The sequence below is a fragment of the Luteimonas wenzhouensis genome, from assembly GCF_007859305.1.
Lineage (GTDB): Bacteria > Pseudomonadota > Gammaproteobacteria > Xanthomonadales > Xanthomonadaceae > Luteimonas > Luteimonas wenzhouensis.
This window is the reverse complement of record NZ_VOHE01000003.1, coordinates 21,927-46,478: the sequence shown is the minus strand read 5'-3', so window position 1 is coordinate 46,478 and position 24,552 is coordinate 21,927. Positions and strand designations below refer to the sequence as shown.

Here is a 24,552-nt window from a genome sequence, read left to right as displayed (position 1 = left end):
GGAGTCGAGCCATGAAATTCACCGACATCTTCATCAACAAGCCGGTGCTGGCGATGGTCGTCAGCCTGTTCATCCTGATCTTCGGGCTGCGCGCGTTCTCCGAGCTCAACGTCCGCCAGTACCCGGAGCTGCGCAACGCGGTGGTCAACGTGACCACGGTGTACTACGGCGCGGACGCGGACCTGATCCAGGGCTTCATCACCACCCCGCTCGAACGCGAGATCGCCAGCGCCGAGGGCATCGACTACATGTCCTCGACCAGTTCGGCCGGCGTGAGCACGATCCAGGCCTACATCCGCCTGGACCACGACCCGAACGAGGCGCTGACCCAGATCGCGGCCAAGGTCAACAAGATGCGCGGCCAGCTGCCGCCCGAGTCCGAGGACCCGGTGATCGACCTGCAGCAGGGCCAGCAGATCGCGGCGATGTACGTGTCGTTCGCCAGCGAGACGCTCGACAACAACCAGATCACCGACTACCTCACCCGCGTGGTCCAGCCCAAGCTGGTGACGGTGCCGGGCGTGCAGCGCGCCGACATCCTCGGCGCCGGCACGTTCGCGATGCGGGTGTGGCTCAAGCCCGACCGCATGGCCGCGCTGCAGGTCACCGCCAGCGACGTGGCCAACGCGCTGCGGGCCAACAACGTGCTCTCCGCGGTGGGTTCGACCAAGGGCCAGATGGTCGCGATCGACATGACCGCGCGCACCGACCTGCAGAGCCCGGAGGAGTTCCGCCAGCTGGTGATCCGCGAGGAAGGCGGCGCGATCGTGCGCCTGGGCGACGTGGCCGACGTGGTGCTGGGCTCGGAAAACTACGGCACCTCGGTGCGGATCAACGGCGAATCGGCCACCTTCATGGGCATCTTCGTCTCGCCCGACGCCAACTCGCTGGACGTGATCGCCGACGTGCGCGCACTGTGGGACAACGAGATCGTGCCGCAGCTGCCCGAGGGCCTGGTCGCCACCATCCCCTACGACAGCACCGAGGCGATCCAGGACGCGATCAACGAGGTGGTGAGCACGATCATCGAGGCGGTGATCATCGTAATCGTGGTGATCTACCTGTTCCTGGGCTCGCTGCGCAGCGTGCTGATCCCGGCGGTCACCGTGCCGCTGTCGCTCATTGGCGCGCTGTTCCTGATGCTGTTGATGGGCTTCACCATCAACCTGCTGACGCTGCTGGCGATGGTGCTGGCGATCGGCATCGTGGTCGATGACGCGATCATCGTGCTGGAGAACATCCACCGCCACATCGAGGAGGGCATGTCGCCCTACGACGCGGCGATCAAGGGCGCGCGCGAGCTGGCCTGGCCGGTGGTGGCGATGACCACCACCCTGGTGGCGGTGTACCTGCCGATCGGCTTCCAGGGCGGGCTGACCGGCATCCTGTTCACCGAGTTCGCCTTCACCCTGGCCGGCAGCGTGCTGCTGTCGGGCGTGATCGCGCTCACGCTCACGCCGATGATGAGCTCGAAGATCCTCAAGTCGCACGGCGCGGGCGGCAAGGGCCGGCTCGAGGCCTGGCTGGACCGGAAGTTCGATGCGCTGCAGTCGGGCTACATGCGGCGCCTGCACGGCACCCTGGAGACGAAGTCGGTGGTCGCCGTGTTCGGCGCCATCGTGCTGGTCTCGTGCGTGTTCCTGTACGCCACCGCTCCCAAGGAACCGGCGCCGCTGGAGGACGAGGGCTTCGTCTTCGCGATCTCCCAGGCCGACCCGACCGCGACCCTGGACTACGTCGAGCGCTACACCGAGGAGATGTCGCGGATCGCCCAGGGCATTCCCGAAGTCCAGGACTACTTCCTGTTCAACGGCGGCTTCGGCGGCAGCGGCGGCGGCGCCAGCCCGATGGCGATGGCCGGCTTCGTGCTCAAGCCCTGGAGCGAGCGCAGCCGCTCGACCAAGCAGGTGCTCGAGCAGGACCTGCAGCCGCAGATCGCAGAGGTCACCGGCCTGAACACCTTCGCCCTGGTCCCGCCTTCGCTGCCCAGCGCCGGCGGCGACGGCGGCGGCGAGTTCATCATCGGCGGCGTCGGCGACCTGGCCCAGCTCGACGAACTGGCCGACGCGATCCTGCAGCGGGCGATGGAAAGCCGCCGCTTCATCTTCCTCGACAAGGACCTGAAGATCGACAAGCCGCGCATCGAGGTGCACATCGACCGCGACAAGGCGGCCTCGCTGGGCATCGACATGCGCACCCTGGCGGCCGACATGTCGGCGATGCTCTCGGGCGGCTACACCAACCGCTTCGCGATGCAGAACCGCTCGTACCTGGTGATCCCGCAGGTCCAGCGCAGCGACCGGCTCAACGCCTCCGACCTGCAGCACTACTACACCCGCACCCGCGACGGCGAGCTGATCCCGCTCTCGACCCTGGTGACGCTGAAGGACAGCGCGCAGCCGCAATCGCTCAAGCGCTTCCAGCAGCTCAACGCGGTGGCGATCACCTTCGCCCCGCGCCCCGGGGTGAGCAAGGGCGAGGCGCTGGCGATCCTCGACCAGGCCGCGCGCGACATCCTGCCGCAGGGCTACACCGTCGACTACGCCGGCGAGTCGCGCCAGTTCAAGCAGGAAGGATCGGCGATGCTGCTGACCCTGGCCTTGGCGCTGGTGGTGATCTTCCTGGTGCTGTCGGCGCAGTTCGAGAGTTTCCGCGACGCCACGATCATGCTGCTGACGGTGCCGATGGCGATCTGCGGCGCGCTGCTGACGCTCAACGTGCTCGCGATCGTGGGCGGGATCCTCGGCTTCGCCGGGATCGAGGCCTTCCCCGGGATGAGCATCAACATCTACACCCAGGTCGGCCTGGTCACCCTGGTGGGCGTGATCTCCAAGCACGGCATCCTGATCGTGGAGTTCGCCAACAAGCTGCAGATCAACGAGGGGCTGTCCAAGCGCGAGGCGATCGAGCGGGCCGCGGCGATCCGCCTGCGCCCGGTGCTGATGACCACCGCGGCGCTGGTGTTCGCGATGGTCCCGCTGCTCATCGCCCGGGGACCGGGTGCGGCCTCGCGCTTCTCGATGGGCACGGTGATCGCCTCGGGCATGACCATCGGCACGCTGTTCACCCTGTTCGTGCTGCCGGCGTTCTACATGTACCTGGCGCGCGACCACGCCCGCGACGCGGGGGCCGCGGCGGCGGCGGCGGAGCCGCAGCACGCGTGACGGAGCGGCGGCGCGGCCCGATGCCGGTCGTGCCGCCCCTCGATGGCGCACGGCTGACGGCGGCGGCACCCGGCGTCCGGGGTCGCGGCTGAAACCGCTCCTACAGCGGGAGCGCCAGGGCGCGCGCGGCGGCGCGGGGATCGGCGCCGTGGTCGAGCACGCCCAGGCAGGGTGCGGGCAGGGCCTCTCGCAACAGGTCGAGGTAGTCGTCCACGGGCTCGAAGCCCGGATCGACGCGGTTGCCGATCCAGCCCGCCAGGCGGCAGCCGTCGGCCTGGATGGCGCGCGCGGTGAGGCGCGCATGGCTCAGGCAGCCCAGGCGCAGGCCGACCACCAGCAGCACCTCGCCGCCGATCGCACGCGCGAGATCGGCATGCTCCAGCCCGTCGCCCAGCGGCGCCAGCCAGCCGCCCGCGCCCTCCACCACCACCACGTCGGCCAGCGCCGACAGTCGCGAAAACGCAGCCAGCAGCGGCGGAAGGGCCACCTCGACGCCAGCCTCGCGTTCGGCCAGCTGCGGCGCGGTGGCCGCCGGCAGTGCGAAGGGATTGAGGTCGGCGTACGCGGGCCGCGGGTTGCTGGCCGCGAGCAGCGCCAGCGCATCCTCGTTGCGCCAGCCCTGCGCGGTGTGCGCGCTGCCCGCCGCCACCGGCTTCATGCCCACCGCGCGCAGGCCGCGCCCGCGCAGCTGGTGCAGCAGCGCCACCGAGGCGAAGGTCTTGCCGACCCCCGTGTCGGTGCCGGTGACCAACCACGCAACGCTCACCACGCGCTCCCGCGCGCACGGTCCCGGTTCGCCCGACGCCATGTCCGCCTGCCTGCCTGCACCCTGTCTCCCGATCGCGCGCGGCGGCGCTGTTAGACTGGCCCCATGTTCACGCCCACCAGTCTAAGCGGCGACACGGCGCAGCAGTACGCCCAGCTCGCAGACCAGGCGCGCGCCTTGGTGCACGGCGAGCCCGATCGCATCGCCAATGCCGCCAACCTGTCGGCGCTGGTCTACCACGCGCTGCCGCGGCTGAACTGGGTGGGCTTCTACTTCTTCGACGGCACCGAGCTGGTGGTCGGCCCCTTCCAGGGGCTGCCGGCGTGCGTGCGGATCCCGCTCGACAAGGGGGTCTGCGGCGCCGCCGCGCGCACCCGCCGCACCCAGCGGGTGGACGACGTCGAGGCCTTCCCCGGCCACATCGCCTGCGACGCGGCCTCGCGCTCGGAGCTGGTGGTACCGCTGGTGCGCGGCGGCGAGCTGCTGGGGGTATTCGACCTGGACAGCCCGGATCCGGCGCGTTTCGACGTTGTCGACCAGGAGGGGCTGGAAACCATCGCCCGCATCTACCTCGAGTCGCTGCCATGACTGAACCGCTGAAAATGCGCAACATCGGCCCCAAGTCCGCGGCCTGGCTGCGCCAGGTGGGCCTGCGCACCGAGGCCGACCTGGTGGCGGTGGGCGCGGTAGAAGCGTTCATGCGAGTACGCCGGGCGGGCTTCAAGCCGAGCCTGAACATGCTCTATGCGCTCGAAGGGGCGCTGCAGGACTGCCACTGGCAGGACGTGCCCGAGGCCCGGCGGGCCGAACTGGTCGCGGCGGTGGAGGCGGCCACCGCCGAGCTGCCCCCGCCGCGCGGGCGTCCCGCCGCCGCCCCGGTGACCACCACCCACCACCAGGACGAAGGCGCGATGCCGGCGCCCGAGCTCCTCGACCGCCCCGGCGGCGACGACTGAACGCGCCCCGGCGCGTCCAGGCGCGCGCTTCCGGGCACGGGAGGCAAGCGCGTGCGATCCGCCCTACAATGCACCCGCTTCGAGGTGGCCCGCGGACGTTCGTCCAAGGGCTGAAACGGGAAGCCGGTGACGCCGGCGTCGCGATACGCGACACGGCCAGTCCGGCACTGCCCCCGCAACGGTAGGCGCGTCCAGGCCGCCGCATCCGCCACTGTGCCGCAGGCATGGGAAGGCGCGACGGCCGAGGCATCGGATGCCTCGCGCGCAAGTCCGGAGACCGGCCACGAAGTCCACTGGTTGCGACGCGGAGGGCGTCGCGGCGGCGATGCCGGCATGGATCACGCTGCGCGGTCCTTCGTTCGCGACTCCCCGTAACCCCTGCGCGTACGTGGGCGTGCGCGCGACGGAGGACTGCATGCGTCATTCCCTACCGGCGGCCATCGCCGCCACCCTGGTGTTCCTTCCCGTGCTGGCGGCTCCCGCCGGCGTCCGCGCCGAAGGCGCCGCCACCGACCTCGACACCGTGCTCGTCACCGCCAGCCGCAGCCAGGAACGCCTGGCCGACAGCCTGGTGCCGGCGCAGGTGATCGAGCGCGAGGAGATCGAGCGCAGCCAGGCGCGCGACCTGATCGAACTGCTGCGCGGCCGCGCCGGCATCGACGTGGGCAATACCGGCGGCCGCGGCAAGCTCAGCAGCCTGTACATCCGCGGCACCGAGTCCGACCACGTGCTGGTGCTGGTGGACGGGGTGAAGATGAACTCGGCCACCGCCGGGATGCCGGCGTTCCAGGACCTGCCGCTGGCGCAGATCGAACGCATCGAGATCATCCGCGGGCCGCGCTCGAGCCTGTACGGCTCCGAGGCGATCGGCGGCGTGATCCAGGTCTTCACCCGCGACGGCGGTGCACCCGGGCTGTCGCGCCACGCGCGGGTCGGCGCCGGCAGCCACGGCGCGCGCGAGGCCAGCGCCGGCTTCGGTTACCGCGGCAAGCGTGGCTGGATCGGCGTGGACGGCGCCTATGACGCCACCGACGGCATCAATGCCTGCCGCGGGTCGGACGCGTTGTTCCAGGGCTGCTTCGCCGACGAGCCCGACGAGGACGGCTACCGCAACACCTCGCTCAACCTGCGCGGCGGGATGCGCCTGGGCGACGCGCTGGTGCTGGATGGCCGCTTCCTGCAGGCCGATGGCGAGAACGAGTTCGACGGCTCGTGGACCAACCGCTCGCGGGTGCGCCAGCGCATCGCCGGGGCACGCCTGCAGCACGCGCCGGAGCAGGGTCGGGTCACGACGACGCTGGCGCTGGCGCGCAACGTCGACCGCTCCGACGACTTCCACGACGACGAGCCGCGCGCCAGCTTCCAGACCCGGCGCGACAGCGCCTCGTTGCAGGCCGACGTGCGGCTGGCGGACGCGCACCTGCTCAGCCTCGGCGTCGACCATCTCGAGGACCGCGTCGACAGCACCACGGCCTACGCCGTGTCCGGGCGCGCGAACACCGGCGTGTTCGCCGCCTACGGCGGGCGCGTGGGCAGGCAGCGCGTCCAGGCCAGCCTGCGCCACGACGACAACGAGCAGTTCGGCAGCCACGTCACCGGCGGCCTGGGCTGGGGCCTGGACGCGGGCAACGGCCTGCGCCTGACCGCGAGCCTGGGCACCGGCTTCAAGGCGCCGACGTTCAACGACCTCTACTACCCCGGTTCGGAGAGCCCCGGCCTGCGCCCGGAGGAGTCGGTCAGCCTCAACCTCGGGCTGGCGCGCAGCACCGCCGGGCACCACTGGGCACTGGACGTGTACGAGAGCCGCATCGACGACCTGATCGTGTTCGTCTATCCGCCACCGGACTACCGCGGCGTGGGCAGCAACGTCGACCAGGCGCGCGTGCGCGGCGCCGAGTTCTCGTTCGGCACCACCCTGGCCGGGATCGACGTGGCGCTGGAGCTGAGCCACGCCGATCCGCGCGACCGCAGCCACGGCGCCAACCACGGCCACGTGCTGGCGCGGCGCGCGCGCACCACCGGCCGGATCGACCTGGACCGCGACTTCGGCCCGCTGCGCGCGGGCATCACCGTCAAGGGTGCCGGCGCGCGCTACGACGATCCGGCCAACATCGTGCGCCTGGGCGGCCATGCCACCGCCGACCTGCGACTGGAGTACGCGCCGCACCCGGACTGGACGCTGCTGGCGCGTGCCAGCAACGTGTTCGACCGCGAGTACGAGACCGTGGCCTGGTACTACCAGCCCGGGCGCGAGTTCCACCTGGCGCTGCGCTGGCGCCCGGTGCGCTGACCTGCGCGGGCGCCGGTGGACGCACGTCCGCCGGCGCCTTGCGCGCGCGGACCTGCGCCGGGGCGGCGGGTCAGTGCAACACTGCCGGCGCCGGTCGCAACAGGCCGGCCGCGCCCGCCGGGCCGCGGATCCGGCGCAGCACCGAGACCAGCTCGCGGTAGCCCGCGGCCAGGTGCGCGAACAGCTCGGCATACGCGTCGCGCCCGGCGTCGGCCACGGCCTGGTAGGCGCCGCGGCCCAGGTCGACGAAGTAGTCCACGCTCACCCGGCGGCGCTGCGCCAGGTCCGGGAACAGACCCGCCACCAGCAGGCAGCGGTCGCCCACGTCGCGCAGCGCATCGGTGCGCACGCGGCCGACCTGCTGCTGCGCGTGCAGCCACTCCAGCGCCTGGATCCGCGCCAGCAACCGTTCATCGCGCTGGTGACGCAACAGCACGAACACCAGGTAGCTCTCCCGGGATTCGTCCAGCGCGTCGCCGCTGGCGGCCTGCGCCTCGCGGACCAGGTCCTGCCACAGCGCCGCCGCCGCCCCCTGTCGAATATCGCCCATCGTGTTGCCCTCCAACTTCCAGGCTTGCGCCTGGAGCCTAGCGCCGGTCGCGGCGCAGGTGTTGTCAGCAGGCGGGGGCGAGTGCTGACAGCGCGCGCTCGCCCGTCCTCAGGCTGGCGCCGCCACCAGCAGGCTGCGCAGGTCGGGGGTGACCGCTAGCGCCCCGGCCGCCTCCAGGTCGAGGTCGCGGTGGTAGCCGTAGTCGACCAGCACCAGCGGCATGCCCGCCGCCCGCGCCGCACTGGCATCGGTGTGCGAGTCGCCCACCATCACGCACTCGGCCTCGCGCGCGCCGAAGGCGTCGGCGAGGTGGCGCAGCGGCAGGGCGGAAGGCTTGCACTCGGGCAGGGTGTCGCCACCGACGATGCCGTCGAACAGGTCGTGCCAGGCCAGCGCATCGAGCAGCGGCGCGATGAAGCGCTCGGGCTTGTTGGTGCACAGCGCCACCCGCACGCCCTGCCCGCGCAGACCGTGCAACGCCTCCTCCGCCCCCGGATAGGCCTGCGCCTGCCGCGGAAGCGAATCTGCGTAGTGGTGCATCAACCGCGCGAACGCATGTTCGAACCCGGCCTCGTCGTCCGCCAGCGCCGATCCCGCGTGGCGGAGCGCGCGCCGCAGCAGCACCCGCGCGCCCTCGCCGATCCAGGCGCGCGCCTGCGCTTCGCCGACGCCCGCGTGGCCCAGTTCCACCAAGGTCCGGTCGAGCGCCCAGGCGATGCCGCCGGCGCTGTCGATCAGGGTGCCGTCGAGGTCGAACAGCACCGCCCGGGGAAATTCCTGCATGATCCGTGCTCCCTCGAGGACCGCGCAGTCTACCCGCTGCGCGCCTGGTCTGCCGCACACGACGCGATGGCGACGCGGGGGAACAGCTCCGGCTGCAGGTCCGGCTCGGCCGCATCACGGAAGTTGGACAGCGCCACGCCGGCCAGCCGGTAGCGGGTCGCCGGTGGCAGGCCCACGCGCTGCAGCAGCGACAGCGCCACCGCGCACAGGGCCTCGCTGCTGGCGGGCGGCACGTCCGGCGTGAGGCTGCGGGTGTGGATGCGGAACTGTGCGGTCTTGAGCTTGAGCACCACGGTGCGGCCGATGCGGCCGCCCTTGCGCACCGCGGCCTCCCAGGTCTTCGCCGCCAGGCGCCGCACGTGAGGCTCGAGTTCGCCCAGCAGCAGGTCGGCCTCGAAGGTGTCCTCGGTGGACACCGACTTGACCGGCTGGTTCGGCTCGACCGGACGCTCGTCGATGCCGCGGGCGCGCCGGTAGAGCGACGCGCCGAAGCTGCCGAAGCGGGCCTGGAGTTCGTCGAGGCCGAGTTCGCGCAACTGGCCGACGGTCTTCACGCCAAACTTCGCCAACTTGCCCTGCATGACCCGGCCCACGCCAGGGATCCGCGAGACCGGCAGCGGCTGCAGGAAGGCGTCCACCTGCGAGGGACGGATCACGAACAGCCCATCGGGCTTGTTCCAGTCCGAGGCGATCTTGGCCAGGAACTTGTTCGGGGCCACGCCGGCGGAGGCGGTCAGTCCGGTGCGTTCGCGGATCTGCCGGCGGATCGCCTGCGCGGTGGCGGTGGCGCTGGGCGAGGGGATGAGCGGCTCGGTGACATCGAGGTAGGCCTCGTCCAGCGACAGCGGCTGCACCAGTCCGGTGTGCTCGCGGAAGATCGCCTGCACCTCGCGCGAGACCGCCTTGTAGCGCGGGAAGTCCGGCGGCACGAATACCGCCTGCGGGCACAGCCGCTCGGCCCGCGCCGCCGGCATCGCCGAACGCACGCCGTAGCGTCGCGCCTCGTAGGAGGCCGCGCACACGACCGACCGTGGACCGCGCCAGGCCACCACCACCGGGCGGCCGCGCAGCGAAGGATCGTCGCGCTGCTCCACCGAGGCGTAGAACGCGTCCATGTCGATGTGGATGATCTTGCGCACGCCCGGTGGATTCTAGGCGCTCGCGCGCCGGCCCGGGCCACGCCTCAGCGGGAACCGCGGCGGATGACGCTGATGTGGCCATTGGGCTCGAGCACCGCCACCTGGATCTCGTCCACGCCGGGACAGCCGGCGGCGCGCATCCCCGCCTCGAACTCGGCCATGCTGATCGACTCGCGGCGCAGCACGTCGCGGAAGACCTCGCCGTCGCGCGCGACCAGCACCGGCTGGCCCTCGACGATCCGGTCGAGCAGCGGCAGGCGGGCCGACAGGAAGCCGACCAGCCAGTTCAGGCCGATGAGCACCGCGGCCACGATCAGTCCGCCCGGCAGCGACATGTCCTCGCCGATCAGCGCCCCGCCCACCGATTCACCCAGCAGCACCACGAGCACCAGGTCGAAGGGCGTGAACTCGCCCACGGTGCGCTTGCCCGACAGGCGCACCAGCACCAGCATCGCCACGTATACCGCCGCGCCGCGCAGCACCAGCTCCCACCACGGCAGTTCGAGCTCGAACAGTCCGGACATGACCGCGCCTCCTCCATCGCACGCCGGCATGCTCGCAGGCGACGGATGAAGACCGGGCAGCGGACGGCAGCCGCCCTCGCGGCAGGCCGGGCCACCCGGTCGATGCGGCGGACCTGAAGGCCGTTCAGGTTCACGGCAACGCCTGCGCGGCCGTGAGGGTCAAACCGCGGCGAGGGCACGGCGAACGCGGATCGCACGCAGCCAGGTGCGCACGGGCAGGGCACGCGCGAACGCGCCGGCCCGGAAAGCGGGCAATAAAAAGCCCCGCAGGCAGGGGGGGCCTGCGGGGCCGGGGGGAACGGGACTCGGGGAGAAGTCTTACGTTCCGGGATCTGCTCCAGGGGATGGGAGAGATCAGCGACAGACCTTGCATCTGTCGCGACCTATATGACCACCACGGGCATTGAGAGTTCGTGAAGAAATCGCCCCCACGACGGCAAAGTTCAGCCGGCGTTTACCTCGCCGCGAGGGCCCCGACGCCGATGTAACGCGGCTGGAAAAACCGGGCGGCGCCGGAAGTCACCGGCGCACGCCGGAGCTCCCCCGGGTGTGAGCGCTCACACGCGTCGCCACGGGCGATGCGGGCCTCAGTGTGCCTCGTCCCAGTTCATCCCCACGCCCGATTCGACCACCAGCGGAACACGCAGTTCCGCCGCCGCCGACATCCGCGCCGGCACCTCGGCCAGCAGGGTCTCGACGAAGCCGGCGTCGACCTCGAACACCAGCTCGTCGTGCACCTGCAGGATCATCAGCGCCCGGCCGCCCTGGCCCGCGAGCCAGGCGTCGATGTCCACCATCGCGCGCTTGATGATGTCGGCCGCCGTGCCCTGCATCGGCGCGTTGATCGCGGCGCGCTCGGCGCCGGCGCGCTGGGCCTGGTTGCCGCGCTGGATGAACTCCAGGTACAGGCGCCGGCCGAACACGGTTTCCACGTAGCCCTGCTCGCGCGCCTGCTGGCGGGTGCGCTCCATGAAGTCGCGCACGCCCGGGTAGCGCGAGAAGTAGGTGGCGATGTAGTCCTGGGCCTCGCCGCGGCCGATGCCGAGGTTGCGGGCCAGGCCGAACGCGCCCATCCCGTACATCAGGCCGAAGTTGATCGCCTTGGCCGCGCGCCGCTCCTCCGGCGTCACCTCCTCGAGGCGGCGGCCGAACACCTCGGCCGCGGTCGCGCGGTGGATGTCGGCGCCGGCGGCAAACGCGCCCAGCAGGCCTTCGTCCTGCGACAGGTGGGCCATGATCCGCAGCTCGATCTGCGAGTAGTCGCAGGCCACCAGGCGACGCCCCTCCGGCGCCACGAAGGCCTTGCGGATGCGGCGGCCGTCGACGGTGCGGATCGGGATGTTCTGCAGGTTCGGGTCGCTCGAGGCCAGGCGTCCGGTGGCGGCGCCGGCCTGGTGGTAGCTGGTGTGCACCCGGCCGGTGTCGGGATTGACCATCTCCGGCAGCTTCTCGGTGTAGGTGCTGCGCAGCTTGGCCAGGCCGCGGTACTCGAGGATCACGCGCGGCAGCTCGTGCTGGTCGGCGATCGCCTCCAGCGCCTCCTCGTTGGTGCTGGGCTGGCCCTTGGGCGTCTTCACCAGCGCCGGCAGCCCGAGTTCGTCGAACAGCAGCGCCTGCAGCTGCTTGGGCGAATCGAGGTTGAAGCTGCGCCCGGCCAGTTCGGTGGCCTTGTTCTGAGCCGCGAGCATGCGCCGCGACAGGTCGGCGGTCTGGCGCCGCAGTTCGTCGGCATCGACCATGACCCCGTTGGCCTCGATCCGCGCCAGCACCTCCACCAGCGGCATCTCGATCTCGCGGTACACCTTCTGCAACCCGGGCGCCTCGGCCAGCCGCGGCGACAGCGCATGGTGCAGGCGCAGGGTGATGTCGGCATCCTCGGCGGCGTAGCGGGTGGCGTCATCCACCGCCACCGCGTTGAACGGGATCTGCCTGGCGCCCTTGCCGGCCACCGCCTCGTACGGGAGGGTCTCGTAGCCGAGCAGCCGCCGCGCCAGTGAATCCATGTCGTGGCGCTGGCTGGAATTGAGCACGAAGCTCTCGAGCAGGGTGTCGTCGGCGTAGCCGCGCACCGCGATCCCGTGGCGGCGGAACACGTGCAGGTCGTACTTGCCATGCTGGCCGATCTTGGCCACCTGCGGGTCCTCGAGCAGCGGGCGCAGCATCTCCAGCGCGGTGTCGCGGTCGAGCTGCGACGGCGCGCCCGGATAGTCGTGGCCCAGGGGCAGGTAGGCCGCGCGCCGCGGCTGCGCGGCGAAGCTGATCCCGACCAGGCGCGCACGCATCGGATCGAGCGAATCGGTCTCGGTGTCCAGCGCGAACCGCCCGGCGCGGCGCAGTTCGGCGATCCAGGTCTCCAGGCGCGGGACATCGAGGATGGTCTCGTATTCGCCGGGTGCGGACAGGGCCGGATCGGGCGCTGGCGCGTCGCCGCCGGCTGGCGCGGCGTAGCGGGCGCCGCCGCGCGCGCGGGCCGGCTCCTTCTCCGCCGCGTCGACCGCGCTCCCGCCGTCCAGTTCGCGCAACGCCTGGTTGAAGCCGTAGCGCGTGTACAGTTCGCGCAGCGCCTCCACGTCGCGTTCGCGCAGGCCGAGGTCGCGCGGGCCCACCGGCAGCGCCACGTCGGTGCGGATCGTGGCCAGTTCGCGGCTGAGCGGCAAGTGGCCGAGCGCGTCGCGCAGGTTCTCGCCGATCTTGCCCTTCACCGTGTCGGCGGCGGCCACCACCCCGTCGAGCGTCCCGAACTGCGCCAGCCACTTGGCCGCGGTCTTGGGGCCGCACTTGGGCACGCCGGGGATGTTGTCCACGCTGTCGCCCATCAGCGCGAGCATGTCCACGATCTGGTCGGGGCGCACGCCGAACTTGGCCACCACCGCCTCGACGCTGTCCATCCGGCTGCCGGTCATCGTGTTCACCAGCTCGACCAGGCCCTGCCCGGGCGCGGCCTCGCGCACCAGCTGGGCGAAGTCCTTGTCGCTGGTGGAGATGGTGACGTCGATGCCCTCGGCCGCGGCCCGCAGCGCCAGGGTGCCGATCACGTCGTCGGCTTCCACGCCCTCCTCGCGCAGGATCGGAAAGCCCAGCGCTTCGACGATCCGGCACATCGGCTCGACCTGGGCGCGCAGCTCGTCGGGCATCGGCGGCCGGTTGGCCTTGTATTCGGGATACAGCGCCTCGCGGAACGTCGGCCCACTGGCATCGAGCACGAAGGCAGCGTAGTCGGGCCGTTCCTTGAGCGTGGCCCGCAGCATGTTGACCACGCCGAACAGCGCGCCGGTCGGCTCGCCCTGCGCGTTGGTCAGCGGCGGCAGCGCGTGGAACGCGCGGAACAGGTAGGACGAACCGTCGATCAGTACAAGCCTGGGCATCGCTCGATTCTACGCGCCCCGGCCCGGCCACGATTCACCCCCCCGGGGCGCCGGGGCCGCTTCCACGCGCGCCGCCGCTGCGAGCGCGCATAATGGGCGCAGCCACCACTCCCGGAGACCGCCATGTCCGCACGCCGCCTCCCGCCCCTCGCCCTGTCCGTGCTGCTGGGCCTGGCGGCCTGCGCCAGCTCGCCCGACCCGGCCGCGGTGGAGATCCCGCCGGGCGCCGAGGAAGTGGTGCGGACCGAGGCCAACGGCGACGTGATCACCGAGTACCGCGTCGGCGGGGAGTTGCGCGTGGTGCAGGTCAAGCCGCTGCGCGGGCCGACGTACTACCTGTACGTGCGCGACGGCCGGGTCATGTCCACCCGCGACGGCGACGACCCGCCGCAGACCTACTTCAAGCTGTTCGGCTGGTAAGCCGCGCCGTGGGCGATGCGCTCGACGTCGCCCTGGTCGGCTACGGCCAGGCCGGCCGGGTCTTCCACGCGCCGCTGATTGCGCACACGCCCGGGCTGCGGCTGCGGACCGTGGTGTCCAGCCGGCCCGGGCGGGTCCGGGCCGATTTCCCGGATGCGACGGTGGTGGCCGATCCGGCGGAGGCCTTCGCCGATCCACGCATCGACCTGGTGGTGGTCGCCACGCCGAACGTGACCCACGCGCCGTTGGCCATCGCCGCGCTCGCCGCCGGCCGCCACGTGCTGGTGGACAAGCCGATGGCCACCAGCCTGGATGAAGCACGGCGCATGGCCGAGGCGGCGCGGGCGGCCGGGCGCGTGCTCAGCGTGTTCCACAACCGGCGCCGGGACGCCGACTTCCTCGCCCTGCGGCGCCTGGTCGAGGGCGGCCACCTCGGCGAGGTGGTCGAACTGCACTCGCACTTCGACCGCTTCCGCCCGCAGGTGCCCGACCGCTGGCGCGAGCGCGCCGGTCCCGGCGCGGGGCTGTGGTTCGACCTGGGGCCGCACCTGGTGGACCAGGTGCTGCTGCTGTTCGGCATGCCGCTGGACGTGCGGGCCGACATCGGCGCGCAGCGCGACGGCGCGCAGGTCGACGACTACTTCCACGTGGTGCTGCGCTGGCCGCGCCTGCGCGCGGTGCTGCACGCGGGCGCGCTGGTGGCCGACAACCGCCTGCGCTTCGCGGTCCACGGCACCGGCGGCAGCTTCACCAAGCACGGGATGGACGCGCAGGAGGCCGCGCTGCGCGACGGCATCGCGCCCGGCGGCCGGGGCTGGGGGCGCGACCCGCGTCCGGGGCTGTTCACTCCCGCCGGGTCCGGCGGCATCGGGGCGCCTCGCGAAGTGGACGGCCCGCCGGGCGACTATCTGGCCAGCTACGTCGCGATGCGCGATGCGATCCTCGGCCGCGGCGCGCCGCCGGCGACGCTCGCGCAGTCGCTGGCGGTGATGCAGGTGCTCGAGGCCGGCCGCGAAAGCGCCGCGACCGGCCGCGCCGTGCCGCTGCCCGCGGCGGCGCCCGTCAGCGGACCACCAGCACCGGCAGGTGGCCGCGACTGACCACCGCCTGGGTCTGGCTGCCCAGCAGCAGCTTGCGCAGGCCGCGGTGTCCGTGGGAGGCCATCACGATCAGGTCGGCGCCGATCTTGGTCGCAGTCTCGAGGATCGCCTCGTCGGCCGGGCATTCGGGGACGTAGACCGTCTCCAGTTCGATGCCCGCGCGCGCCGCGCGCTCCCGGCCCTCGTCGAGGATCGCCCGGGCCTGGGCCTCCTTCTGCCTGCGCTGCTCCTCGCGCAGCTCGGCGCCCAGGGCCAGGCCGGAGGGTTCGGCGGCCATCATCGCCTGCCAGGGGTCGGAAGCGGTCACCAGCGTGGCCCGGGCCTTGAGCGCGGCCGCCAGCGCCAGCCCGGCGTCCAGGCCCTTGCCCGCCAGGGCCGAACCATCGGTCGCGATCAGGATGTGGGTGTACATCGCACTGCCTCCAGTTGAGGGGACGGTTTCATGGAACCACCGCCGTCGCCGGCCCGCATTGATCCAGAGCAGGGCGCGCGCGGCCTCACGTCCGCTTGATCCCGTGCCCGCCGAACGCCGCCCGCATCGCGGCCAGCAGCCGGTCGGCGTAGGCGTTGTCCTGCCGCGAGCGCAGCCGCTCGAGCAGCGCCTGGGTGATCACCGGCGCCGGCACGTCGAGTTCGATCGCCTCGGCCACCGTCCACCGGCCCTCGCCCGAATCCGGGACCCAGGCGGCGATGCCCTCCAGGCCGGGGTTGTCACGCAGCGCCTCGGCGGTGAGGTCGAGCAGCCAGGAGCGCACCACGCTGCCGTGGCGCCACAGCTCCGCCAGGCCGGCGATGTCGGGCACCAGGTCGGAGCGGCGTTCGAGGATCGCGAAGCCTTCGGCATAGGCCTGCATCATCCCGTACTCGATCCCGTTGTGGACCATCTTGGCGAAATGGCCGGCGCCGCTCGGGCCCACGTGCGCCCAGCCGCGGTCGGCCGCCGGCGCCAGGGTGGCGAACACCGGCGCCAGGCGCGCGGCGGGCTCCGCGTCGCCGCCGACCATCAGGCTGTAGCCCTCCGCCAGGCCCCAGACGCCGCCGCTGGTGCCCACGTCGAGGTAGGCGATGCCGGCCTCGGCCAGCGCCGTGTGCCGCCGCTGGCTGTCGCGGTACCAGGAGTTGCCGCCATCGACGAGCACGTCGCCCGGCGCCAGCAGCGGCCGCAGCGCGGCGATGGTGTCGTCTACCGGCGCGCCGGCCGGGACCATCATCCACAGCGCGCGCGGAGGCTGGAGCGCGCCCACCAGCGCCTGCAGCGAGTCGACGGTGGCCACCGTCTCGTCTTCGAGCGCGGCGCGCGCCGGTGGCGTCGGGTCGAACCCCACCACGGCATGGCCGCCGCGCCGCAGCCGGCGCGCCATGTTGGCGCCCATGCGTCCCAGGCCGATCATCCCCAGCTGCATCTCCACCTCCCACGGACGGTTGCGGATGCCCCCGGTCCGCACCATGCCCGGGATCCGGAGGCCGCGTCCAGTCTCGCCGGACCGGCGTGAGCGACGCGCGACCGGCCACCGCCGCCGCGCGCCAGGGCCGGCACCCATGCGCGGCGCCGCCCCCCCGCGGTCCGCCTCAGGCCTCCTGCAGGTTCGCGTAGGCGAGCACCAGCCACTTGGCGCCCGCGTCCTCGAAGTTCACCTGCACGCGCGCGTGGGCGCCGCTGCCTTCGAGATCGGTCACGACGCCGGCGCCGAACTTCGCATGCACCACCGATTGCCCGATCCGCAGGCCCGGCGCCTCGTCCAGCGCGGCGTGGCCCCAGTCGCGCCGCGGCCGCGGCGCGTAGGCCGGGCGCGACACCTGCACCCGCGGCCGCACTTCGTTGAGCAGCGCCGGCGGGATCTCGCGCAGGAAGCGCGAGGGCACGCCGTACATGTCCTGGCCGTGGAGGCGGCGCGCCTCGGCATAGCTGAGCACCAGCTTCTGCCTGGCGCGGGTGATGCCCACGTAGGCCAGCCGGCGCTCTTCCTCCAGCCGCCCGCTCTCGTCGACCGAGCGCGCATTGGGGAACAGTCCTTCCTCCATGCCGACCAGGAACACCAGCGGGAACTCCAGGCCCTTGGCGCTGTGCAGGGTCATCAGCTGGACCCCGTCCTCGCCGGCCTGGGCCTGGCCCTCGCCGGCCTCGAGCGCGGCGTAGGACAGGAACGCGACCAGCTCGCTGAGCTGCGCCGCGTCGTCCTCGTCGCCCCGGACGAAGCGCGAGGCCACCGAGACCAGTTCGTCGAGGTTGTCCACGCGCGAGTCGGCCGCGCCCTTGGATTCGTTGGTGTAGTGCACGCGCAGGCCCGAGCGCGCCAGCACGTGGTCGATCTTGTCCTTGAGCGGCAGCTCGGCCACCTCGCCGTCGAGCGCGTCGATCAGCGCGTGGAAGCCGGCCAGTGCATTGCGCGCCCGGGCCTGCAGCGCGCCGGCCTGCTGCACCCGCCGCGAGGCCTGCCACAGCGACATGCCCTGCCCGCGCGCCAGCCGCCGCACCTCGTCGAGGGTGCGCTCGCCGATCCCGCGGGCCGGGGTGTTGACCGCGCGCTCGAAGGCCGCGTCGTCGTCGCGGTTGGCGACCAGGCGCAGGTAGGCCAGGGTGTCCTTGACCTCGGCCCGTTCGAAGAAGCGCACGCCGCCGTACACGCGGTAGGGGACCTGTTCGGCGAGCAGCGCCTCCTCGAACGCGCGCGACTGGGCGTTGCTGCGGTAGAGGATCGCGCAGTCGCCGTGGCTGCCGCCGCCCTGCACCCACTGCGCGATGCGCTCGATCACGAAGCGCGCCTCGTCGATCTCGTTGTAGGCCGCGTACAGGTCGATCGGCTCGCCGTCGCCGCTGTCGGTCCACAGCTGCTTGCCGAGCCGGTCGGGATTGTGCGCGATCACCGCGTTGGCGGCGCCCAGGATGTTGGCGCTGGAGCGGTAGTTCTGCTCCAGGCGGATGGTCCGGGCGCCGGGGAAATCGCGCAGGAAGCGCTGCATGTTCTCGACCCTGGCCCCGCGCCAGCCGTAGATCGACTGGTCGTCATCGCCGACCACGAACACCTGGCCGGTGTCGCCGGCGAGCAGGCGGACGAAGCCGTACTGGATCGCGTTGGTGTCCTGGAACTCGTCGACCAGCAGCTGGCCGAAGCGCTGGCGGTAGTGCGCGAGCAGCGGCGGGTGGTCGCGCAGCAGTTCGTGTGCGCGCAGCAGGATCTCGGCGAAGTCCACCAGCCCGGCGCGGTCGCAGCGCTCCTGGTAGAGCTGGTAGCTGCGCAGCATCACGCTCGACCACTCGTCGCCGGCGGCCTGGATGTGCTGCGGGCGGCGGCCCTCGTCCTTCTGCGCGTTGATCCACCACGCAACCTGGCGCGGCGGGAAGCGCGCCTCGTCGAACTCCAGCTGCTGGACCACGCGCTTGACCAGGCGCAGCTGGTCGTCGCTGTCGAGGATCTGGAAGCCTTCGGGCAGCTTCGCGTCCTGCCAGTGCAGGCGCAGCAGGCGGTGGGCGAGGCCGTGGAAGGTGCCGATCCACAGCCCGCGCGCGCCGTGGCGCAGCTGGCCCTCGATCCGGTGGCGCATCTCGGCCGCGGCCTTGTTGGTGAAGGTGACGGCGAAGATGCCGTGCACGGGGACGCCGACCACCTCGTGCAGCCAGGCGATGCGGTGGGTGAGCACGCGGGTCTTGCCGCTGCCGGCGCCAGCCAGGACCAGGTAATGGCCGGGCGGCGCGGACACGGCCTCGCGCTGGGCCGCGTTCAGCCCGTCGAGCAGGTGGGAGACATCCATGCGCCCATTCTAGGCGAGCGCCGTCGCAGCCCCCCGGACGCCGCTTGGTTCAGGCATTGCGTTCGGGGACGATGGCCGCGGCCGGCGCCGGCCACGGGGTGCCGCGGTAGAGCAGGGACAGCAGCGGCGATGCCATCACCGTGGTCACCAGGGTCAGCGCGAACAGCATGGTGAACAGCTCCGGGCCGATCAGGCCGGCGTCATAGCCGATCCGGATCACGATCAGCTCCATGAGCCCGCGTGCGTTCATCAGCGCCCCCACCGCCAGACTGTCGCGCCAGCCATGGCCGCACAGCCGGGCCCCGGCGGCGCAGCCGGCCAGCTTGCCGCTGATCGCCACCGCCAGCAGCAGGGCGAACACACCCGCGCCCATGGCGCCGAACGCCTCCGGGGTGGCGTGCTGCCCGGCCACCGCGAACATCACCGGCATCAGCAGGCCGATCGCGAGCGGCTCGATGGCGCGCACGCACCAGGCCAGGATCCGGTCGTCGCGCGGCAGGCAGGCGCCGAACACGAAGGCGCCGAAGATGGCGTGCAGCCCGATCCATTCCGAGAACGCCGCGCAGCCCAGCAGGCCCAGCAGCACCGGCACCAGGGCCGAAGACGACGGCGCGCCGTCGCCCGCCGCCGGGCGCAGCAGCCGTGCGTACAGCGGCCGGAGCCACCGGAAGGCGACGCCCGCCAGGACCACCGCGCCCGCGGCCGTGGCGGCCACCGCGCGCCCCGAACCGCCCCCGGCCACGGCCAGCACCGCGGCCAGGAAGATCCACACCACCGCGTCGTTGACCAGGCCCGCGCCCAGCGCCAGCCGGCCCGGCGTGGAGCGGGCCAGGCCGCGGTCGCGCAGGATGCGCGCCAGCACCGGAAACGCGGTCACCGAGATCGCCGCGGCCACGAACAGGGCGAACGGCCAGTAGCCCACGCCGTCAGGGGCGAAGCGCGGATACAGCGCGGGGGCCACCGCCAGGCCCAGCGCCAGCGGCGCGGCGATGCCCACGCCGCCGATCGACACGGCCGCGCGCAGCTGCGCGCGGGTGCCGTCGGGCGCCCGCAGTTCGGCCCCCATGATGAACATGAACAGGGCCACGCCCAGCGTGCCCAGGCCCGACAGCACCGGCAGCGAGTCGGCCGGGAATACCGCGGCATGCGCGTGCGGCAGCCAGGCCCCGAACGCCAGCGGTCCCAGCAGCAGGCCGCCGGCCATCTCGCCGATGACTGGCGGCTGGCCGAGGCGGCGCAGCACCGCGCCGCAGGCCTTGGCCGCGGCCAGCACCAGCGACAGCTGCAGCATCAGCAGCAGGAGCGCGCTCAAGGTCCGCCCACCGCACGCATCCGCGCGGTCACCCGCCCGGGTCCAGCACGTCGATGAAGCTGTTGACCGAGAGGCGGCCCGCCTGGACGTCCGCCGGCGGCACCCGCCGGTTGTCGATATTGCCCGAATGCAGCGAGTTGCGGCGGTAGACCACCAGCCGGTTGAACGCGCCATCGACGCTGTCGATGCGCTCGAACAGCGCGGAGTCGCCGTTGATGTAGCCGGCGCCGGTCGCGTCCTCGCGCCGGCTCTCGTCCTGCAATGCCGCGAAGTAGCGGTCGCGCCGCGCCTCGTCCACGCGCTCGTAGCCGGTGGCGCGGTGGCGGTAGAACGCGGTGCCGCCCCACTCCCCGCGGAACAGGTAGTGCACGGTCGCCAGGCCGTTGTCCGCGGCCGAATCGATGTGCGGCACGCGCTGCAGGAACACCAGCCGTTCCGGGGGCTGGGTGACCAGCGAGAAGTGGCACATCGGGAACGCCAGGCGGCCGTCCGCGGGCAGGCCGAAGTGCTCGGCCAGCAGCGGTCGCAGCAGGCGTTCGAGGAAGGCCTCGTAGAACAGCGGCGCACGCAGCCGCAGGCCGGGGAACATCGCGCCCTGCGGCCGGAAATGCCCACGCGCGGCCTTGCGCACCAGGCGCTCGGGATCGGCCACCGCCTGGTCGATGACCAGCAGCGGCGCCTGCTCGACGCCGAGCCGGCGGACCTGCATCCGCATGCCCGGATGCGGCTGGATCAGCACCGCAGGTTCACTGCCGCAGCTCGCCGCCCACGCCGGCGATCTTGCCGGTGATGCGCGCGTGGGCGCGGGCCCGCTCGTACATCAGCTCCCAGGCCGACTGCGGCGCCTTGCAGTACTGGTCGAGGAACTGCTGGTGCGAGGGCATGGCCGCCACCGCCTGGCGGATCGGCTGGCGGATGCCGTCGAACAGGCGCTTGAGGTCGTCGTCGGCGAGGGTGCGCGCCAGCGGATGCCACGACCGCGGCTCCACGCCCTGGCCGAGCAGGCAGTGGGTCCACGAATCGAGCCGGAACAGCTCGTTCTCGCCCTGCGTCGCATGGGCGCGGTCGCGGAACATCTGGATCCGGTGCGCGAGCTCGTCGGGCAGCTGCATGTGGCGCACCTGCTGCCACATCGGCTCGTCGCGCTGGTTGAGGTGGTAATGGAGGATGATGAAGTCGCGCACGTGCTCCATCTCGGAGCGGCTGACATCGTTGTAGCGGCGCACCATCGATTCGTCGATGCCATCGTGGGGGAACAGCTTGATCAGCCGGGCCACGCCGCTCAGGGTCAAGTGGATGCTGGTCGACTCGAGCGGCTCGATGAAGCCGCTCGATAGCCCGATGGCGATGACGTTCTTGTTCCAGGCCTTGCGCCGGCGCCCGGTGCGGAACGGGATGATCCAGGGGTCGCGCAGCGGCTTGGCCGGGTTCTCCTTCAGCAACCTGGCGGTCGCCTCGTCGTCGGACATGTGCGCATTGGAGAACACGATCCCGCAGCCGATGCGGTGCTGCAGGGCGATCTTCCAGTGCCAGCCGGCCTCGTGCGCGATCGCCCGCGTGTACGGCACCGCCGGGCCGTCGGCCTCGGTCTGCAGGGCGACCGCGCGGTTGCTCGGCAGCCAGTTGTCCCAGTCCTCGTAGCCGGTCTTGAGCGCCTGCTCGCTGAGCACCGCGCGCCCGCCGGTGCAGTCGATGAACAGGTCGCCCTCGATCACGGTGCCATCGTCGAGCACCAGCGCTTCGATGTAGCCGGTCTCCGGGTGCTGGCGCACCTGCTCGATCCGGCCCTCGATCCGCACCAGGCCCTGGCGCTCGGCGCGCTCGCGCATGTAGGCCGCGTACAGGCCGGCGTCGAAGTGGTAGGCGTAGTTGACCCGCAGCCGGTCGGGCGACATCCCGCCGCTGGCCCAGCGGGTCGACCACTGGCCGGCGCTGCCGTCCTTGCCGAGCAGGACGAAGCGGTCCGCGCGCGAGGCGACGGTCTCCAGGCAGAAGTCGCCCAGCTCGGACTGCACACCGCGGCGGCGCGAGTCGAGCCAGAAGTGGTGGAACTCGCAGGCCCAGGTGTTGAGCCCGGTCAGGCCGAACGGGTGGAAATAGCGGTGGCCGGGGCGCAGCCAGTTCTCGAACGAGATCGAGAGCTTGAAGCTTGCCGCCACCGAACTCATGAACTCGCGCTCGTCGATCCCGAGCAGGTCGTGGAAGGTGCGGATGGTGGGGATGGTCGATTCGCCCACGCCCACGGTGCCGATCTGTTCGGACTCCACCAGCACGACCTTGAGGACGTCCTTGGGAAACTGGTGGGTGAGCGCGCACGCCGCGATCCAGCCCGCGGTGCCGCCGCCGGCGATGACGACGCGCCTGATCCTGCCTTCGCTCATGTCTGGTTCCTCCCCGGATGATGCAGTGAGCCGGCGACGCGCGCCGCCGGCGGGCGTCAGCGGTTGAGCCGGGCGATCAGCATCGCCCGCATCCGCCGCGCCATGGTTTCGTCCATCGGGCCGAGCGCGCCGCGCGCCGGCTCCGGCAGGTGTTCGCCGGCCCGCTCCGCGGGGCCGAACACGTAGTACTCGAAGATCTCGCGCCAGGCCTGCTTCTCGCGCTCGGGCCGGTCGCGGATCGCCCACATCGCGTGGTAGAGCGCGTGCATCGGCGTGGGGATCCAGGCCGGCATGCTGCTCCACCAGTAGTTGACCAGCACGTTGAACGGCTCCAGCGCCTGGACGTGGTGCCACCACATGCTCGGGATGAACAGCGCATCGCCTGCCTGGAGCTCGGCCACCCGCGCGTGGGCGAGCGCCTCGGCGAAGCGCGGATAGCGCGCCAGGTCCGGCGCGTCGAAGTCCACCACGCTCACTGCCTGGCCGCCGGGGGTGGGCTCGAGCGGGCCCGGGTAGAGGTTGTGCACCTGCGCGGGCGGGAACAGGGTGAAGCGGCGACGCCCGACCGCGCAGCAGGCGATGTTGTCGGGCGCGTCGTAATGGCACGAGGCGGTGACGCGGTTGCCGATCCAGATCGCCGGCGGCGCCTCCACGCCGTGGGCCGCGAAGTCCAGGTCGTTGGCCGCGCGCAGCCCCGGCAACACGCCGTCGACCGGCACCGAGGCCACGTAGTGGGTGGGTGGCGAGGGATCGTCCAGGTGCGCGGCGATGTCCGCCAGCACCGCGTCGAGCGTGCCGCGCCGGGCCTCGGTGTTGAGCCGGGTGAAGCCGTCCTGGTAGAACGGGCGCCCCCGGGTTTCGGGCGGTCCCCAGGAATACGGCAGCGGCCGGCCGTTGTAGTGCTCGAGCAGGTGGTCCATCGCCGCCCGCGCCGAGTCGCGTCCGGCCTGCACCAGGCTCCAGCCATCCACCAGCCCCCTGAGCACGACCGGTTCGCCGCCGGCCAGCAGTTCCGGCAGCGGCAGCTGGTCGGGCCGGCTGCCGCGGATCTCGCGCACGCGGGCGGGGGATGCGGCCATGCGCCTCAGGCCGCCGCGCCCGCGCCGTCCTGGGCCCGCAGCCGGCGCTGCTTCTCGGCGATCAGCCGGCGCATGTTGTAGAGCGAGGCAAGCATCAGGTAGACGCCCTCGAGCAGCCCGTCGCGATGCAGCGCGTGCAGCTGCCCGGCCTCGAGCGCGGCCAGGCGGTCGCGGTCGATGCCGTACAGGCCGGTGACGCGGGCGCCACGGGCCTCGTCGAAACGCACGTCCAGGTCCACCGGCTGGAGCAGGCCGAGCCGGTCGAGCGTGGCGAACATCGCGCGCGCCGCCGCGACCCCGTCGTGGATGCCCTTGAGCACGGTGATCACGTGGTCGAGGTAGGGGCTGTGCCCGCCCTTGGGCATGAACACCGCCACGCCCTCGCCGTCGCGGGCCACGCGCGGATGCTCCATGTCGACGTGCACGACCGGCTCGGGTTCGAGCGAGCCACCCGGCACCGGGTCGCGGAAGCCGATCGAGAACGGCCCGCGCACGACCGCGCCCGGCAGGTAGTTCGCGTTCCAGCGGTCTCCGTCCAGGAACAGGTTCTCCGATGCATCGAAGCCGAGCAGGGCCACCGCGTGGTACTCCGATTCGCCCTCGCCCTTCTGCAGGAAGATCGGGTACTCGCGCTGGAGTTCGGCGAACTCGGTCGGCCACACCGGGACCAGGCCGGCCGGGTCGCCCAGGCCAGCGCCGAAGCGGGTGTCCACGCGCAGGTCCTTGTGGACCACGTTGTCGAGCAGTTCGTGTCGCGCCATGTCGTCTCCGGCATTGGCCCGGACCGTGCCGGCGGTGTCGACCGCCGGCGTTCGTTCGGGGATGCGCCACGCGTCGTGGCGACCATTGCAATGATGCCCCCGCCGCGCGATTAAATCGAGGCGGCGCATGCGCACCGGCGCGGGGATCCTGCGTCGGCGGCGCGGCCTTCGCGCGCGAGCGGCCGGCGATCCATACGGACCGGCGTCGCGGC

General features: G+C 72.2%; 20 protein-coding genes and 1 riboswitch. Of the genes, 6 read left to right on the top strand and 14 right to left on the bottom strand.

Going from position 1 to position 24,552, the window contains the following annotated elements:
- Positions 1-11: 11 nt before the first annotated feature.
- The gene (locus tag FQY79_RS06590) at positions 12-3,164 is read left to right on the top strand and encodes an efflux RND transporter permease subunit (protein ID WP_146311998.1); all 3,153 of its coding nucleotides are present in this window, start codon (positions 12-14) and stop codon (positions 3,162-3,164) included.
- A 100-nt stretch (positions 3,165-3,264) separates the two neighbouring features.
- On the opposite strand, the gene bioD is transcribed toward FQY79_RS06590, so the two are convergent.
- Complete coding sequence (gene bioD / locus FQY79_RS06585) at positions 3,265-3,972, bottom strand: dethiobiotin synthase (protein WP_425463187.1); 708 nt, start codon at positions 3,970-3,972, stop codon at positions 3,265-3,267.
- A 63-nt stretch (positions 3,973-4,035) separates the two neighbouring features.
- On the opposite strand from bioD, the gene FQY79_RS06580 reads away from it, so the two are divergent.
- From FQY79_RS06580 to FQY79_RS06570, 3 genes are all read left to right on the top strand, one after another.
- Entirely contained in the window at positions 4,036-4,518 is a 483-nt protein-coding gene (locus FQY79_RS06580) for a GAF domain-containing protein (protein WP_146311994.1), read from the top strand.
- A complete protein-coding gene (locus FQY79_RS06575) occupies positions 4,515-4,886 on the top strand; it encodes a TfoX/Sxy family protein (RefSeq protein WP_146311992.1) in 372 nt (123 codons plus the stop codon). Before FQY79_RS06580 ends, FQY79_RS06575 begins: the two co-directional genes overlap by 4 nt.
- A 65-nt stretch (positions 4,887-4,951) precedes the next feature.
- Positions 4,952-5,186: riboswitch (cobalamin riboswitch) on the top strand.
- Positions 5,187-5,301: 115 nt separating this feature from the next.
- Positions 5,302-7,176 carry a TonB-dependent receptor domain-containing protein gene (locus FQY79_RS06570; RefSeq protein ID WP_146311990.1) on the top strand — a complete coding sequence of 625 codons (1,875 nt, stop codon included), beginning with the start codon at positions 5,302-5,304 and terminating at the stop codon, positions 7,174-7,176.
- 70 nt (positions 7,177-7,246) lie between these two features.
- On the opposite strand, the gene FQY79_RS06565 is transcribed toward FQY79_RS06570, so the two are convergent.
- From FQY79_RS06565 to polA, 5 genes are all read right to left on the bottom strand, one after another.
- Entirely contained in the window at positions 7,247-7,726 is a 480-nt protein-coding gene (locus FQY79_RS06565) for a hypothetical protein (RefSeq protein ID WP_146311988.1), read from the bottom strand.
- Between the two features lie 108 nt (positions 7,727-7,834).
- Positions 7,835-8,509 carry a phosphoglycolate phosphatase gene (gph, locus tag FQY79_RS06560; RefSeq protein WP_146311986.1) on the bottom strand — a complete coding sequence of 225 codons (675 nt, stop codon included), beginning with the start codon at positions 8,507-8,509 and terminating at the stop codon, positions 7,835-7,837.
- A gap of 29 nt (positions 8,510-8,538) precedes the next feature.
- Complete coding sequence (gene dinB / locus FQY79_RS06555) at positions 8,539-9,648, bottom strand: DNA polymerase IV (protein WP_146311984.1); 1,110 nt, start codon at positions 9,646-9,648, stop codon at positions 8,539-8,541.
- A 44-nt stretch (positions 9,649-9,692) separates the two neighbouring features.
- Entirely contained in the window at positions 9,693-10,172 is a 480-nt protein-coding gene (locus FQY79_RS06550; protein ID WP_146311982.1) for a DUF421 domain-containing protein, read from the bottom strand.
- Positions 10,173-10,759: 587 nt separating this feature from the next.
- Positions 10,760-13,537 carry a DNA polymerase I gene (gene polA / locus FQY79_RS06545; RefSeq protein ID WP_146311980.1) on the bottom strand — a complete coding sequence of 926 codons (2,778 nt, stop codon included), beginning with the start codon at positions 13,535-13,537 and terminating at the stop codon, positions 10,760-10,762.
- A 123-nt stretch (positions 13,538-13,660) separates the two neighbouring features.
- On the opposite strand from polA, the gene FQY79_RS06540 reads away from it, so the two are divergent.
- Together FQY79_RS06540 and FQY79_RS06535 are read left to right on the top strand one after the other, a co-directional pair.
- The gene (locus FQY79_RS06540) at positions 13,661-13,957 is read left to right on the top strand and encodes a DUF2782 domain-containing protein (protein WP_146311978.1); all 297 of its coding nucleotides are present in this window, start codon (positions 13,661-13,663) and stop codon (positions 13,955-13,957) included.
- 8 nt (positions 13,958-13,965) lie between these two features.
- A complete protein-coding gene (locus FQY79_RS06535; RefSeq protein ID WP_146311976.1) occupies positions 13,966-15,057 on the top strand; it encodes an oxidoreductase in 1,092 nt (363 codons plus the stop codon).
- Here FQY79_RS06535 and FQY79_RS06530 read toward each other — a convergent pair.
- The 8 genes from FQY79_RS06530 to FQY79_RS06495 all read right to left on the bottom strand — a co-directional run bounded on the left by FQY79_RS06530 (position 15,020) and on the right by FQY79_RS06495 (position 24,340).
- On the bottom strand, positions 15,020-15,469 hold the full coding sequence (locus FQY79_RS06530; RefSeq protein WP_146311974.1) for a universal stress protein: 450 nt from the start codon (positions 15,467-15,469) through the stop codon (positions 15,020-15,022). The two genes, FQY79_RS06535 and FQY79_RS06530, sit on opposite strands and share 38 nt — an antisense overlap.
- Before the next feature lie 85 nt (positions 15,470-15,554).
- Positions 15,555-16,460: a phosphogluconate dehydrogenase (NAD(+)-dependent, decarboxylating) gene (gene gnd, locus FQY79_RS06525; protein WP_146312509.1), complete on the bottom strand. Its 906-nt coding sequence runs from the start codon at positions 16,458-16,460 to the stop codon at positions 15,555-15,557.
- A 166-nt stretch (positions 16,461-16,626) separates the two neighbouring features.
- Positions 16,627-18,807, bottom strand: a complete 2,181-nt coding sequence (gene uvrD, locus FQY79_RS06520; protein ID WP_146311972.1) for a DNA helicase II — start codon at positions 18,805-18,807, stop codon at positions 16,627-16,629.
- A gap of 49 nt (positions 18,808-18,856) precedes the next feature.
- Positions 18,857-20,119 (bottom strand): cation:proton antiporter, encoded by a 1,263-nt coding sequence (locus FQY79_RS06515; protein ID WP_146311970.1) that lies wholly within the window; start codon positions 20,117-20,119, stop codon positions 18,857-18,859.
- A 28-nt stretch (positions 20,120-20,147) separates the two neighbouring features.
- Positions 20,148-20,834 carry a DUF6445 family protein gene (locus tag FQY79_RS06510; protein ID WP_246123031.1) on the bottom strand — a complete coding sequence of 229 codons (687 nt, stop codon included), beginning with the start codon at positions 20,832-20,834 and terminating at the stop codon, positions 20,148-20,150.
- 31 nt (positions 20,835-20,865) lie between these two features.
- Positions 20,866-22,500, bottom strand: coding sequence for a tryptophan halogenase family protein (locus FQY79_RS06505; protein WP_146311967.1), 1,635 nt, complete (start codon positions 22,498-22,500; stop codon positions 20,866-20,868).
- 56 nt (positions 22,501-22,556) lie between these two features.
- On the bottom strand, positions 22,557-23,579 hold the full coding sequence (locus tag FQY79_RS06500) for a cupin-like domain-containing protein (protein ID WP_146311964.1): 1,023 nt from the start codon (positions 23,577-23,579) through the stop codon (positions 22,557-22,559).
- Between the two features lie 5 nt (positions 23,580-23,584).
- Positions 23,585-24,340: a SapC family protein gene (locus tag FQY79_RS06495; RefSeq protein WP_146311962.1), complete on the bottom strand. Its 756-nt coding sequence runs from the start codon at positions 24,338-24,340 to the stop codon at positions 23,585-23,587.
- Positions 24,341-24,552: the final 212 nt, after the last annotated feature.

What these genes read in the sequence shown, in the direction of transcription:
- FQY79_RS06590 (WP_146311998.1), top strand. Translation starts at nt 12, where the DNA reads ATGAAATTCACCGACATCTTCATCAACAAGCCGGTGCTGGCGATGGTC.
- FQY79_RS06530 (WP_146311974.1), bottom strand. Translation starts at nt 15,469, where the DNA reads ATGTACACCCACATCCTGATCGCGACCGATGGTTCGGCCCTGGCGGGC.
- polA (WP_146311980.1), bottom strand. Translation starts at nt 13,537, where the DNA reads ATGCCCAGGCTTGTACTGATCGACGGTTCGTCCTACCTGTTCCGCGCG.
- gph (WP_146311986.1), bottom strand. Translation starts at nt 8,509, where the DNA reads ATGCAGGAATTTCCCCGGGCGGTGCTGTTCGACCTCGACGGCACCCTG.
- bioD (WP_425463187.1), bottom strand. Translation starts at nt 3,972, where the DNA reads ATGGCGTCGGGCGAACCGGGACCGTGCGCGCGGGAGCGCGTGGTGAGC.
- FQY79_RS06510 (WP_246123031.1), bottom strand. Translation starts at nt 20,834, where the DNA reads ATGCGGATGCAGGTCCGCCGGCTCGGCGTCGAGCAGGCGCCGCTGCTG.
- uvrD (WP_146311972.1), bottom strand. Translation starts at nt 18,807, where the DNA reads ATGGATGTCTCCCACCTGCTCGACGGGCTGAACGCGGCCCAGCGCGAG.
- FQY79_RS06550 (WP_146311982.1), bottom strand. Translation starts at nt 10,172, where the DNA reads ATGTCCGGACTGTTCGAGCTCGAACTGCCGTGGTGGGAGCTGGTGCTG.
- FQY79_RS06575 (WP_146311992.1), top strand. Translation starts at nt 4,515, where the DNA reads ATGACTGAACCGCTGAAAATGCGCAACATCGGCCCCAAGTCCGCGGCC.
- gnd (WP_146312509.1), bottom strand. Translation starts at nt 16,460, where the DNA reads ATGCAGCTGGGGATGATCGGCCTGGGACGCATGGGCGCCAACATGGCG.
- FQY79_RS06540 (WP_146311978.1), top strand. Translation starts at nt 13,661, where the DNA reads ATGTCCGCACGCCGCCTCCCGCCCCTCGCCCTGTCCGTGCTGCTGGGC.
- FQY79_RS06505 (WP_146311967.1), bottom strand. Translation starts at nt 22,500, where the DNA reads ATGAGCGAAGGCAGGATCAGGCGCGTCGTCATCGCCGGCGGCGGCACC.
- FQY79_RS06580 (WP_146311994.1), top strand. Translation starts at nt 4,036, where the DNA reads ATGTTCACGCCCACCAGTCTAAGCGGCGACACGGCGCAGCAGTACGCC.
- FQY79_RS06495 (WP_146311962.1), bottom strand. Translation starts at nt 24,340, where the DNA reads ATGGCGCGACACGAACTGCTCGACAACGTGGTCCACAAGGACCTGCGC.
- FQY79_RS06570 (WP_146311990.1), top strand. Translation starts at nt 5,302, where the DNA reads ATGCGTCATTCCCTACCGGCGGCCATCGCCGCCACCCTGGTGTTCCTT.
- FQY79_RS06565 (WP_146311988.1), bottom strand. Translation starts at nt 7,726, where the DNA reads ATGGGCGATATTCGACAGGGGGCGGCGGCGGCGCTGTGGCAGGACCTG.
- FQY79_RS06500 (WP_146311964.1), bottom strand. Translation starts at nt 23,579, where the DNA reads ATGGCCGCATCCCCCGCCCGCGTGCGCGAGATCCGCGGCAGCCGGCCC.